Raw genomic sequence first — 12,941 nt, 5'->3', positions numbered from 1 at the left:
CTTGTGATTGGTGGTGGTCCTGCGGGGAATACCTCTGCAATCTACGCAGCGCGTAAAGGCATCAAAACCGGGATCGTGGCTGAACGTATGGGCGGTCAGGTCATGGATACCATGGACATTGAGAACTTCACTTCAGTGCAAAAGACCCAAGGTCCAAAATTTGCTGCCGAGATGGAAGCACACGTACGTGAATACGGTGTCGACATCATGAACCTGCAACGTGTATCTGACATCAAGGGTGCAGATGAAACTGCCAACGGTCTGGTTGAAGTGACTTTAGAAAATGGTGCCAAGCTTGAATCTAAAACTGTAATCCTGTCAACCGGTGCACGCTGGAGAGAAATGAATGTTCCGGGTGAGCAGGAATACAAAACCCGTGGTGTTGCCTACTGCCCACACTGTGATGGTCCACTGTTCAAAGGCAAACGTGTTGCGGTGATTGGTGGTGGTAACTCGGGTGTAGAAGCTGCGATCGACCTTGCTGGTATTGTTGAGCATGTCACCCTGGTGGAATTTGATACCAAACTACGTGCGGATCAGGTACTTCAGGACAAACTCAACAGCTTGCCGAACACCACGGTGATCAAGAATGCGCTTTCAACAGAAGTAGTGGGTGATGGTTCACAGGTAACTGCACTGAAATACAAAGACCGTGCGACCGATGAAGAACATACGGTTGAACTTGCAGGGATCTTCGTTCAGATCGGTTTGTTACCGAATACGGATTTCCTGAAAGAAACCAAAGTTGAGTTAAGCAACCGCGGTGAGATTGTGATTAACGAGCGCAATGAAACCAATGTGAAAGGTGTATTTGCTGCGGGTGACTGTACCACAGTACCTTACAAGCAGATCATCATTGCTACAGGTGAAGGCGCGAAAGCATCACTGTCTGCATTTGACTACATCATCCGTTCGGGTCAGTAATAAAGGAAAGCACCTGGGTTCCCCAAAACCCAGGTACTAGAACATCAATCGACTCTATTTCTTATTCCCTTTTTACAGGAACTCCGGACGCTAACACCAGAGTTCCTTTTTTTATATTTGCTTTCCTTCGTTTTAGATCAGTCAGAAGCATCCCCAATTGCTTCTGACTGTTCCTTTCCTCTGCGCTGTTTTTGTTTTAATTTATTATTATGTCTTCCCCAAGGTTGTTCTTTAGATGAGCATAAAATATGCCATCTTTAAGATTTCATTAAGAGTTGAATAGATTCAGTCCCTTAAATTTCTCCATCAATTGTTCTTTGGTCTCCACATGCTCCGGATGGGGCACAATGCACTCAATTGGACACACGGATACACAGGTTTGATGATCATAGAAACCGACGCATTCCGTACAGCGATTGACATCGATTTCATAGATTTTGTCACCTTCATAAATGGCATCATTCGGACACTCCGGCAGACACATGTCGCAGTTGATGCATTTATCGGTAATCAAGAGTGCCATGCTTAGCCTGCCTGATAAGCGAGTGAAGATGCGGAAATATCTGCAGTCGATGTCGGCAGGTTGCGAATCAGCAGGGCATATTGCATATCAATATCTGCTGGAATCGGAATTTCGACGATATGCCCCGAACCTTTGGCATCTTCAATCAGATTGCCTTTACGGTCTTTGATTTCCGTCAAGGTGAAGGTAATGTTGCCTTTAGGCGTCATCAGCTCCAGTGAGTCACCGACTACAAAACGGTTTTTCACATCGATCTTGATGTAATCTCCATTTCGCTCTAGTACTTCACCACAGAAAATTTGATGATCAAAACTGGAAGAACCATTTTCATAGTTCTGATATTCACTATGTACATGGCGGCGCAGGAAGCCTTCGGTATAACCCCGATTTGCCAGACCTTCCAGTTGGGTCATTAGTGATGGGTCAAATGGCTTGCCAGCTAAAGCATCATCAATGGCTTTGCGATAAATCTGTGCAGTACGTGCACAGTAGAAATAGGATTTAGTCCGACCTTCGATTTTTAGCGAATGCACACCGACTTTGGTTAATCGTTCTACATGCTGGACTGCACGCAAATCTTTTGAGTTCATGAAGTAAGTGCCATGTTCATCTTCTTCGGCAGCAAACATATCTTCATCGTTACGCTGAAGTAGGACCGGCTCGTCAAACTGATGTTGAGCTACTTTATGAGCTTCATCCATATCTTGGGAGCAGCAGCCTGAATCCAGATTTTTCACCGGTATCACATCACCGGTCACATCTTCTTTGGCATCCAGAACTTTGTATTCCCAGCGGCAAGCATTGGTGCAGGCACCTTGGTTGGCATCACGTTTATTTATGTAGCCAGATAACATGCAACGGCCTGAATAAGCCATGCACAGCGCGCCATGCACGAAAACTTCAATCTCCATATCTGGTACTTGCTGTTTGATTTCTGCAATTTCTTCAATGGATAGTTCACGTGACAGAATCACACGAGCAAGCCCCATATTTTTCCAGAACTTTACCGTTGCCCAGTTCACGGCATTGGCCTGTACAGACAGGTGAATGTCCATATGCGGGAAATGTTCACGCACCAGCATGATCAGACCTGGATCGGACATGATCAGTGCATCCGGTTGCATCGCGACCACAGGTTCAAGGTCACGGATAAAGTTTTTCAACTTGGAGTTATGTGGCTGGATATTCACCACCACATAGAATTTTTTGCCAAGATCATGTGCTTCTTGAATGCCAATCGCGAGATTGTCATGGTCAAATTCGTTGTTACGTACACGTAGACTATAACGCGGCTGGCCAGCATAGACTGCATCTGCACCATAGGCAAAAGCATAGCGCATATTTTTCAGTGAGCCAGCAGGTGAGAGAAGTTCAGTAACAGGGATGATACTCATGACGAAATCGAAAGACATATAAAAAGTACGGCTTTTATTTTATTCATCTAAAAACAAGATTCAACCAAGTAAATCACTCGGAAATCATGGTTTTTGTTGATATTTTCAACATTATCAAATAAGTAAAACTGAAATAAATATACAGACTATTGATCTTCGATTTCAGATCGTTCCAGGGTTTTCAGGATTTGACAATGGTCAACTGTAGTCGGTGTATTACAGCTATTTCTTAGCTCGGTAAGCTGAGTTTTAAAAGCTGCTAATTCTTTCATTTTACTGGTGATATCCTGTAGATGCTGGTCAATAATATTGTTGACTGCTGTACAGTTCTGCTCGGGATTTTGCTCCAGTTCGATTAAGGTCTCGATTTCCTTTAAGGACATATCCAGATCACGACAACGCTTGATAAAAATCAGTCTTTTAAGCGCTTCATCATCAAAATAACGATATTGATTATTTGCTCGAAAATTCGGCGTGATGAATCCTTTTTTCTCATAAAAACGCACCGTGTCAGTAGTTAAATGTGACTTTTTTGCGATTTCTGAAATTAGATACAAAGACATATACACCTCGGGCTTGACCTTGGAGTTACTCCATAGTTTCTAATCAATGTATCGTATTTCGTATAAAAATACATCGGAGAAGAATATGGCCTGTAGCTGTAGTCATGAACCGGCACCCATTAAGCCAAACAGCAAGTTTAGAATGGCTTTATGGATTGCCTTATGGATTAACCTCAGTATGTTTCTGGTAGAGCTGGTCGGGGGAGCCTATGCTCATTCTTCAGCTTTATGGGCCGACTCGCTAGATTTCTTTGGGGATGCAGTGAATTATGGGATTTCACTGGCTGTATTAGGTGCAAGCCTGTACTGGCGAGCCACTGTAGCCTTAATTAAAGGTCTGACTATGGCAGCCTTTGGTTTGGTGGTGATGGCTAAAGTCATCTATGCCTATCTGCTCGGTATTCCTCCTGAAGCCATCACGATGGGTATCATCGGCGCAATCGCTTTACTGGCAAACGTGATCACGGCTGTGATTCTTTATGCTTTCCGTGATGGAGACTCAAACATGAAGTCTGTGTGGCTGTGTAGCCGAAATGATGCAATTGGCAACGTAGCAGTTATTTTTGCGGCCATTGGTGTATTTGGAACTGGTAGTCTATGGCCCGATATGATTGTGGCGGTGATTATGGCCAGTCTGGGATTAACTGCAGGATATCAGGTGGTGAAGCAGGCATTACAAGAACGTCGTACAACTGCATGATAAAAATTAATACTAAATAAAAAACCGGGCAATTTTGCCCGGTTTTTTAGATTCAAGGCATCTTATTTTTCAACGAACGCACGTTCAATTACATAATCGCCTAGAACACCCATACGTGGAGATTCTTTCAGACCGTGTTGGTCAAGAAGCGCAGCAACGTCATCAAGGAAGGCTGGGCTACCGCATAGCATTGCGCGGTCAGTTTCAGGGTTAAAACGTGGCAGACCGATTTTTTCAAACAGTTCACCAGTTTCAATTGCAGTCGTTACACGGCCTTGATTTGGATATTCTTCACGAGTTACCGTCGGGTAATACACTAATTTTTCTTTAGCGCCCAATTCTGAGAAGAACTCATGGTTTGGAATTTCGTTCAGAATCAGATCTTGATAAGCCAGTTCTGAAATGAAACGTGTACCATGAACCACGATAATTTTCTCAAAACGTTCATAAGTTTCAGGATCGCGAATAGTCGACAGGAAAGGTGCAAGACCAGTACCTGAAGACAATAAGTACAGATTCTTACCAGGATTCAAGTCATCCAGAACCAGTGTACCTGTCGGTTTTTTAGAAACCAGGATTTCATCGCCAACTTTTACTTTTTGCAGAATAGAAGTCAGTGGGCCATCTGGAACTTTAATCGAGAAGAATTCCAGTTCTTCTTCATAGTTTGCACTTGCAATTGAATATGCACGCATTAAAGGCTTGCCATTGACCTCAAGGCCGATCATCACAAACTGACCGTTTTTAAAACGTAATGCAGTATCACGAGTCGTTTTAAAAGAGAATAATGTGTCATTCCAATGGTGGACGTGAGTAATCTTTTCGACGTTAAAAGCAGCCATTAAAGGTCTCAATAAGTTATCAAATTAGAACAGGTTGCTATTCTAAACCAAATTCATTCTCGATAAACTGAATATATTTAATTGAGCTTATCAAAAAAAGTGATTATGACTGAACTGACTATACCTGTAATCGGTATAATGAAATCTCCCTATAAAGAAAAATTTGGTATTCCACGTCAGCCTAATCTGGTGGAAGTGGGATCCTATATTGAAATGCAGGCGCCTTATAATGATCTGCTGGCTTTTGAGGGAATTGAGGAGTTTAGCCATTTATGGCTGCTCTGGCAGTTCCATGACAATAAAAATCAGGAAAACAGCAAGTTTCGTCCACAGGTACGCCCACCACGTTTAGGTGGAAACCAGAAAATAGGGGTGTTCGCGACACGTAGTATGTATCGTCCTTCGCCGATTGGTTTATCCGTGGTCAAGCTGAAAGAAGTGAAAAAATTTGGCAAAACAGTCCGTGTTTATGTGACGGGCAGTGATCTTTTAGATGGTACTCCGATTGTCGATATTAAACCTTATATTCATTATTCTGATGCTGTGATGGAAGCGCAAAGCGGTTATGCTCAGGAGGAGCCAGTGCGCAAATATGTGGTCTGGTCGGAACAGGCAGAGCTGGAAAGAGAGCAGTTAGTCCAAACGAAAGGTCTTTCGGAACAAGTCATTCGGGAACTGGCAGAGGTTTTATCCCTTGATCCACGTCCAGCCTATCAGGAGGATCCGGAGCGAATTTATGGTATGCACTTTGCAGATTTCAATATCAAATTTATTGTAAATGAAACGTCTGTTCTGATTGTAGAGATTGAGTGATGGCTAAAGGGCTAGGGTACTTATACTTTCTGCTCAAATCATTCTAAAGTTTTAGCGTCCACCACAAAATTCCGATCAAAACTGCCATATGTAGAATCTGTACAGGGACAAAATACATCGCATATTTGAATCCGCCTGACAGGCCGGAATTTACAGATTTTGCTAAAGCATGGGCTGCAAGGCCTATGAGCAGGGCCTGAATTAGCCGGGTATTGCTCGGGTCACCCTGAATGACTACGCTGGCCATGGCTGCATGAATCTCGAATAGTGAAGCCAGCAGGGTCCCTGCCAGCAAGCCAGCATCGCCGAGTAAGAGTTCCAGCCCATAAATCGCAGCCTGAATCAGCGTCAAGGTGACTGCAATGATGACCGCTTCTTTCAGGCTAAACATCCGGCTATCTTCTTCTTTTTCACAATTTTCTGGCGGTTTGGCTTTACGCAGCAATAGAAATGCACAGCCAGCCAGAATGGCCATTGCCACTAGGGAAGGAAGCAAAATAATTTTAAGCCAGCTAAAAGATACGCCTCCGACCACAATGAACAGCAGTACTAAAGTCGAGATACAGGACATGAGTGCGGCACCCGCATTGGATCGAGCATCCATCTCACCTTTACGAACTTGTAGGCCCAATTGGGCTACTGTAGCTGTGCTGGAAACAAAACCAGAGGCAATGGAAGAAAGCATCAGGGCATTTTTTGTAGAAAGTAAGCGTTTGGCAATATGCGCTAGCGCCTGTACCACTAAAATTAAAGTTAAGAGTTTCAGAATCAGGTAGGGATTAAGCACCTTGCCCCATAGCGGTGTATCGGGTGTCAAAGGCAAACCAATCAAGACCAATGCCAGTAACAGTAAACCATCCCGGAATTCAGCTTCAGTAATCCATTTTCCAGCAATGTTATGCATGGAATGTTTGGCCATCAGAATGACGGTAATGAGTACTGCAAGTCCGGCAGCCAGCGGAATATTCCATAGACAGATTGCCCCAATAAAATAGGCCATCACAAAAGCAAGTTCGGTGGTAATTCCAGGATCATCCGGCTGATTTCGGATAGAGGAAATGACCATGCCACCAATAATCAGTGCGCCCACCAGGCCAGTGATTATTCCGAATAAAAAACAGATAGCTCCCAACAGGGCGCAGATAGCAAAAGAACGTAAGCCGGCAAAGCTTGGCTGTTGCTCCCGCTGTTTATGTCGTTCTCGTTCCAGGCCTATCAATAAGCCACAGCCCAATGCTGAAGTCAGGATAGTGAGCAGTTCCTGAAAGGAGCTGTCATTCATGGGCACTGCGCTAAAATCCATATCCGGCCTCAGCTATGAATAAGTAATTATTTTCAAAGGTATCTCTAAAATATAGGCCATAAGCTAGAGGATGAACAAGAGAGAAATGTGAGAGATAAGACAGGGTGAAAAGATTGGTAACGCTAAAGATTGGCATTAGCTAGCAGAAACAGCCAGAAGACACAGCAGGAGAATGCGAAAAATAGCAAAAACTTGTTATAGTGAAGGCAAGTTTAGGGACCTATAACAATGAAATTTGACTTTGAAATTGATACCGCGTGGTGTCTGGAGCAACTTTTTAAAGACGGTAAGATCAGTGATAGAGACCGTATGCTGGTACAGACGACGCATCGTCAGCGTGAACAGCTGAAATGGCATCCTTTACAGTGGATTGCCAATTTTAATCTGGTCGACCGCTCTCATCCCCAAAGTACACTTACCCTAAACCGTTTATGTCAGTGGCTGTCAGAAAAAACAAATCTGCCATTTTATATTATTGATCCTTTAAAAGCCGATGTTCAGGCACTTACCGCAGTAATGTCGCAGGAATACGCACTCCGTAACCGTATTCTCGCCGTTGAAATCCAGCCAGACAAAATCCTGATTGCTACCGATCAGCCTTATAAAATGGAATGGGTGTCGAATCTACAGCAGAATGTTAGCCCGCGCCGTATTGAACGGGTGCTACTGAATCCGGAACAGTTGCAGCGATATATTGTCGAATATTATCAGGTTAGTCGTGCTGTCAGTGGATCACAAAAATCCTCGGCTTATGACCGTGAAAATAAGGGTGTAGAAGCACTTTTACAGCTCGGTGATTCGCAAAATCCAGATGCCAATGACCAGCATATTGTTAAACTGGTGGACTGGGTATTACAGTTTGCCTTTGAACAGAGTGCCAGTGATATTCATATGGAACCACGCAAAGATACCGGGAAAATCCGTTTCCGTATTGATGGCGTGCTGCATACCATTTATAAAATGCCAGCCAATACGCTTACTGCAGTGATTTCACGTATTAAAATTCTGGGCCGGATGAATGTGGCAGAAAAGCGCAAGCCACAGGATGGCCGTCTAAAAACCCGTACGCCTAAAGGGCAGGAAACGGAACTGCGTTTATCGACCTTACCCACCGCTTTTGGTGAAAAACTGGTAATGCGTATTTTCGATCCGGAGGTATTGGTACGCAGCTTCCAGCAACTGGGTTTTGAAGGGCATTTGCTGAATGAATGGAACACGCTGACCAGTCATAGTCATGGCATCATTCTGGTGACTGGACCTACAGGCTCGGGTAAAACGACTACGCTGTATTCAACTTTAAAGCAGCTGGCGACCGAAGAGGTCAATGTCTGTACCATTGAAGATCCGATCGAGATGCTGGAGCCAAGCTTTAACCAGATGCAGGTGAATACCGGAATTGATCTGGGTTTTGCCGATGGTGTACGGGCATTAATGCGTCAGGATCCAGATATCATCATGGTCGGTGAGATTCGTGATCAGGATACTGCCAATATGGCAATTCAGGCTGCCTTGACAGGTCACCTGGTTTTATCCACGTTACATACCAATGATGCACCGTCGAGTTTAACCCGTCTGCATGATCTGGGGGTACAACCGTTCCTGACTGCTGCAACGATTCTCGGTGTATTGGCTCAGCGTCTGGTGCGTAAGTTGTGTCCACACTGCAAAGCAGAAGGCTTTATGGATGAGCAGGAATGGCAGCATTTAGCAGCAGATTATCCATTGGCCCGTCCAGAATTTGTGTTCCGTCCAGTAGGTTGTGAGGAGTGTCGTCATACGGGTTATAAAGGGCGTATAGGGATCTATGAGTTTATGCCACTGAGTTTGGCAACCAAACAGCTGATTGGCGCAGATGCCAACTTGAACCAGTTACGTGCTCAGGCGAAAAAAGAAGGTGTAGAGCCACTTAGAATTGCGGGTGCACGAAAAGTCATTGAAGGTGTCACCACGCTAGAGGAAGTACTACGTGTAGTGCCATTGAATTAACTTTTAAAACCCATTTTTGAAAATAAAGTTTTCTTAAGATTCAATTCATCTTCAGCTGTTTTAATAGCTTCATCGAAACAAGACAGCCTAAAAGGTACTGAATATGAAAAATATGACCAAAGCATTTGTAGCAGTGGCACTTATTGGTTCAGCAACAACTGCGACTATGGCAGAAAGTACAGTAAACCAAAGCGCGTTTGCCAAAACCGTAACTGTAAAACAAGCACTCACCATGAAAGATGACAGCAAGGTACAAATCAAAGGTCATGTGGTGAAATCAGTAGGCGACGAAAAATATCAGTTCCGTGACAACACAGGCAGCATCAATGTCGAAATTGATGATGAGTTATGGCAAGGCAAACCGATTTCTGCCAAAACATCAGTAACCATTATTGGTGAAGTAGATATCGATTACAAACTCGCGAAACGTGTTGAAATCGATGTTGATGAAGTGCGTTTCAATTAAGGCATTGGCGATGGCCGAATGACCTGACTAGAGAAAACCACATGCAATATTACAAAAAGCATGTGGTTTTTTTTATTTAAAATTCATGATTATATGTTGAAAATAAGGGGGATTCAGCATGCGTATTCTTTTGGCGGAAGATGATACCTCACAGGCAGAAAGTATTCAGACCTGGCTGGAAATGGATGGCTATGTAATTGACTGGGTTGAGCGTGGGGACCATGCCATTCTGGCGCTTGAACAGCATCAGTATGACTGTGTTTTACTGGATCGTGGTTTACCGCGAGCCAGTGGGGATCAGATTCTGACGACGCTACGTAAACTGCAGAAAGATACGCCAGTTATTATTATTACTGCTCGAGACAGTATTGATGACCGGGTAGAAGGACTTGATTTAGGTGCCAATGATTATCTGGTCAAACCTTTTAGCCTGGAAGAATTGTCTGCACGAATTCGTGCCCAGATCCGCTTGCAGCAAAAAAATCTGAGCCATGTGCTGACCTGGGAAGATCTGCAGCTGGATATACAGGCTAAAACTCTGACTAAAGCAGGTGAAGTGGTGAACTTAACGGCCAAAGAGTTTCAGATTTTGCATAAATTGATGCAAAAGCCAGAGCATGTAGTGACCCGGGAACAGCTGGAAGAATCCCTCTATGCCTGGGGGGATGAAATTGAGAGTAATGCCATCGAGGTTTTTATTTATCAACTACGCAAGAAAATTGGCAGTCAGATGATCAAGACCATACGTGGGCTGGGTTATCGTATGCATAAAGCTGAAGGGTAGATCAATCATGGCTCAGGTGATTTCACTGCAACACAAGCTGATCAAGAATGCCATGTATAGTTCCATTCTGGCGGGCTGTCTGGCCTGGTTGTTATTGCTGGGCATTTCTGGCTATCAGTCTATGCAAATTCATGATGAACTGATGGAAGATATTGCGGAACTGTTACTTGGCGATGTGACTCAGTCCCAAGGTCACAATGTGGATGATATCAGTGAAGAGTTTGAGATCCAGTATCGACTTTGGCTGGATCAGGACCAGCTAACCACTTCCGAAAATAACAATCTGTTGCAACATCAGTTACGTCATCAATCAGGGCTGCACTTTCAGTTTGAAAATGGACAGTTATTACGAACTTTGATAGTTGAAGATAATGGGCTTAAAGTTCAGGTAATACAGCCAGTATTTATACGCTTTGAACAGATCTGGAATAGTATTTTAGGTTTTGGTTTAATCCTTCTAATATTATGGCTGGTGAAATGGTTGTTACTACATCTATTGATTAAACGTCAGTTAAAGCCACTTAACCGGATTTCACAGGATATTGCCTCCAAGTCCGCCCAGGATCTAAGTCCGGTTCAATCGCCCGAACCGCAAATTGCTGAGCTACAACCGATCGTCAGTCAGTTAAACCGGATGCTGGCTCGGGTAGAGCAGTCCCTAAGTGCAGAACAGCGCTTTACTGCAGATGCTTCGCATGAACTACGCTCACCCTTATCAGCGATTCAAATGCGCCTGCAGGTGTTAAAACGCAAATATCAGACTCATGAGACATTGTCTCAGGATCTGGCGCAGATTCAAAAAGATGTCAGTCGCGGTACTCAGGTTCTGGAAAACCTCTTGCTGCTGGCTCGACTGGACCCTGAACAAAATCATAACCTGCCACAACAAAAGTTAGATTTGCCTGAGCTTATTCAGGATGCTTTAAAAACACTCACGCCGTTCGTAGAAGAAAAACAGCTGGACCTAAAACTTGAGCTAAATCCTGCTGATATTTCAGGAAACACAGAACTCATTTTCAGTTGCCTGCGAAACCTGATCGACAATGCCATCAAATATACGCCGTCTGCGGGTACGGTTCTAATCCAGTGTCAGCCTAAGGCGGATAAAACAGAAGTGGTAATTGAGAATTCAGGAGAGGGAATCTCTGAGGAAACTTTACAGCGACTTGGCGAGCGTTTTTATCGCGCTTTGGGCACTAAGACCCAAGGATCAGGCCTAGGATTATCTATCTGCCAGAAAATCATGCAATTGCATCATGGTGATATTCAATTTATGGCTTCTGATCTTGGCGGGTTAAAAGTCGTATTGCGCTTTTAGATCTAGAATCAGGAAACAGACCAAATAAGAAAAAAGCAGTACGCGCTGATTCATACTGCTGATGACCACGTTTATTATTGTGTGAGTTATTTTGTTTATTTAGTGAGAATGAGACGATTATTTCGGGTCAAGCGTAGGCGGTATTCTTCACCGGCATGCATGATGCGAATTTCGCGTCCGAGAGCAAACAGGTTATTTGAATGCAGCATTGGTAATGCATGATGAGCGTCATTGTTACGTGTAAACAGGCTAAAAGGTGCGTTCATTCCATCGACTCCGTGGTATGTGCTTGGATTGGTTTAAATGATAATCATTATCGAATAGAGCTGTCAACGCCTAAATTTTGCAATTCCTAAAAAATCTGCTATCACTTACAATTCGTAATATTTCCAGCCAGTTTATTTTCGTATGTCCAAAGCAAATATTCATGTCGCGATTGCCTTGTTATTTCACCAAAATCAGGTTCTGGTTGGCTGGCGGGAAGCGAAACAGCATCAGGGAAATAAACATGAATTCCCTGGCGGCAAAGTAGAAGAAGGTGAAACACCGCTGCAAGCCTGCCGTCGTGAGATCCAGGAAGAAGTCGGTATTGATATCGAGCTTTGGCATTCTTTCGATTTTATTCGTCATGAATATGAAGATGTGATTGTGCATCTGCATTTATTCCATGCCAGTGTAGCTGAAGCACAGTTAGCCCAGATTCAGCAACCCTGGAAGTGGTATAGCCGCGAGCAGTTACAGCAGCTGAATTTTCCGAAAGCCAATGCGGTGATTTTAGAAAAACTGTTATGGCCACAGATGATTAAAATCAGCAGTGATCTGGCAGATCTGCATCAGCTCGACAAAGTGCAAATGCTGTATTGGCGAGTTGACGCCAACGCAGAACAGGCCGAGAAATTGGCAACCCTGCTAGCAGAACAATTATCCCAATTGATAATTAATCATGACTTATATCTGCTGCTGGATGAACAACAGCAACAGAGTATTCAGACTTTACATCTTAAGCAGGCACAGCTGAATCAACTAAGTACCAGTGATCTGGTTATAGGGAAACGCTATATTGCTGCGTGTCATGATCATGCGTCTACACAACGGGCAGAACAGCTGGGCTGTGAAGCAATTTTTCTGAGTCCTGTGCTTCCAACAGCGACTCATACAGAAGTAGAGCCACTGGGATGGATTACCTTTGAGCAGATTGCCAAACAGATTCAGATTCCTGTGTATGCACTTGGTGGAATCAACAAAGAAGATTTGAGTCTGGCTCAATCCCATCATGCCTACGGGATCGCAGGCATTCGCGGGATATAGGTAAGTTCATTACTAAA

At 43.9% G+C, this 12,941-nt stretch carries 14 protein-coding genes; 8 read left to right on the top strand and 6 right to left on the bottom strand.

Annotation, left to right across the window (positions count from 1 at the left end):
• A partial coding sequence (ahpF, locus tag C3420_RS12830; RefSeq protein WP_103799919.1) for an alkyl hydroperoxide reductase subunit F occupies positions 1-924 on the top strand: 924 nt, incomplete at its 5' end.
• 268 nt (positions 925-1,192) lie between these two features.
• On the opposite strand, the gene C3420_RS12825 is transcribed toward ahpF, so the two are convergent.
• The 3 genes from C3420_RS12825 to C3420_RS12815 form a co-directional block, all read right to left on the bottom strand.
• A complete protein-coding gene (locus tag C3420_RS12825; RefSeq protein WP_004815339.1) occupies positions 1,193-1,447 on the bottom strand; it encodes a YfhL family 4Fe-4S dicluster ferredoxin in 255 nt (84 codons plus the stop codon).
• Positions 1,448-1,449: 2 nt separating this feature from the next.
• A complete protein-coding gene (gene yegQ / locus C3420_RS12820; RefSeq protein ID WP_103799917.1) occupies positions 1,450-2,859 on the bottom strand; it encodes a tRNA 5-hydroxyuridine modification protein YegQ in 1,410 nt (469 codons plus the stop codon).
• 128 nt (positions 2,860-2,987) lie between these two features.
• Positions 2,988-3,404: a Cd(II)/Pb(II)-responsive transcriptional regulator gene (locus tag C3420_RS12815; protein WP_048881050.1), complete on the bottom strand. Its 417-nt coding sequence runs from the start codon at positions 3,402-3,404 to the stop codon at positions 2,988-2,990.
• A gap of 85 nt (positions 3,405-3,489) precedes the next feature.
• On the opposite strand from C3420_RS12815, the gene C3420_RS12810 reads away from it, so the two are divergent.
• On the top strand, positions 3,490-4,104 hold the full coding sequence (locus C3420_RS12810) for a cation transporter (RefSeq protein WP_103799916.1): 615 nt from the start codon (positions 3,490-3,492) through the stop codon (positions 4,102-4,104).
• A 62-nt stretch (positions 4,105-4,166) separates the two neighbouring features.
• Here the strand turns inward: C3420_RS12810 and C3420_RS12805 are convergent, their stop codons facing one another.
• On the bottom strand, positions 4,167-4,946 hold the full coding sequence (locus tag C3420_RS12805) for a ferredoxin--NADP reductase (RefSeq protein ID WP_004815348.1): 780 nt from the start codon (positions 4,944-4,946) through the stop codon (positions 4,167-4,169).
• A gap of 105 nt (positions 4,947-5,051) precedes the next feature.
• Here C3420_RS12805 and tsaA point away from each other — a divergent pair, with 105 nt between their 5' ends.
• Complete coding sequence (gene tsaA, locus C3420_RS12800; RefSeq protein WP_103799915.1) at positions 5,052-5,759, top strand: tRNA (N6-threonylcarbamoyladenosine(37)-N6)-methyltransferase TrmO; 708 nt, start codon at positions 5,052-5,054, stop codon at positions 5,757-5,759.
• Between the two features lie 43 nt (positions 5,760-5,802).
• Here tsaA and C3420_RS12795 read toward each other — a convergent pair whose 3' ends face one another.
• On the bottom strand, positions 5,803-7,062 hold the full coding sequence (locus C3420_RS12795; protein WP_103799914.1) for an MgtC/SapB family protein: 1,260 nt from the start codon (positions 7,060-7,062) through the stop codon (positions 5,803-5,805).
• Between the two features lie 228 nt (positions 7,063-7,290).
• On the opposite strand from C3420_RS12795, the gene C3420_RS12790 reads away from it, so the two are divergent.
• The 4 genes from C3420_RS12790 (at position 7,291) to C3420_RS12775 (ending at position 11,616) form a co-directional block, all read left to right on the top strand.
• Positions 7,291-9,048 carry a GspE/PulE family protein gene (locus tag C3420_RS12790; RefSeq protein ID WP_103799913.1) on the top strand — a complete coding sequence of 586 codons (1,758 nt, stop codon included), beginning with the start codon at positions 7,291-7,293 and terminating at the stop codon, positions 9,046-9,048.
• Between the two features lie 103 nt (positions 9,049-9,151).
• On the top strand, positions 9,152-9,514 hold the full coding sequence (locus C3420_RS12785; protein WP_103799912.1) for a NirD/YgiW/YdeI family stress tolerance protein: 363 nt from the start codon (positions 9,152-9,154) through the stop codon (positions 9,512-9,514).
• Between the two features lie 118 nt (positions 9,515-9,632).
• Positions 9,633-10,298: a response regulator transcription factor gene (locus tag C3420_RS12780; RefSeq protein WP_103799911.1), complete on the top strand. Its 666-nt coding sequence runs from the start codon at positions 9,633-9,635 to the stop codon at positions 10,296-10,298.
• 7 nt (positions 10,299-10,305) lie between these two features.
• Entirely contained in the window at positions 10,306-11,616 is a 1,311-nt protein-coding gene (locus C3420_RS12775; protein ID WP_103799910.1) for a sensor histidine kinase, read from the top strand.
• 95 nt (positions 11,617-11,711) lie between these two features.
• On the opposite strand, the gene hemP is transcribed toward C3420_RS12775, so the two are convergent.
• Positions 11,712-11,882, bottom strand: a complete 171-nt coding sequence (gene hemP / locus C3420_RS12770) for a hemin uptake protein HemP (RefSeq protein ID WP_004815360.1) — start codon at positions 11,880-11,882, stop codon at positions 11,712-11,714.
• 142 nt (positions 11,883-12,024) lie between these two features.
• Between hemP and C3420_RS12765 the strand changes: the two genes are divergently transcribed.
• On the top strand, positions 12,025-12,924 hold the full coding sequence (locus C3420_RS12765) for a thiamine phosphate synthase (protein ID WP_103799909.1): 900 nt from the start codon (positions 12,025-12,027) through the stop codon (positions 12,922-12,924).
• Positions 12,925-12,941 lie beyond the last annotated feature (17 nt).

The sequence above is a fragment of the Acinetobacter sp. ACNIH3 genome (assembly GCF_002918965.1).
GTDB classification, from domain to species: Bacteria; Pseudomonadota; Gammaproteobacteria; order Pseudomonadales; family Moraxellaceae; genus Acinetobacter; species Acinetobacter schindleri.
Note: the sequence above shows the minus strand (reverse complement) of the source record. Positions and strands in the feature narration are given on the sequence as shown.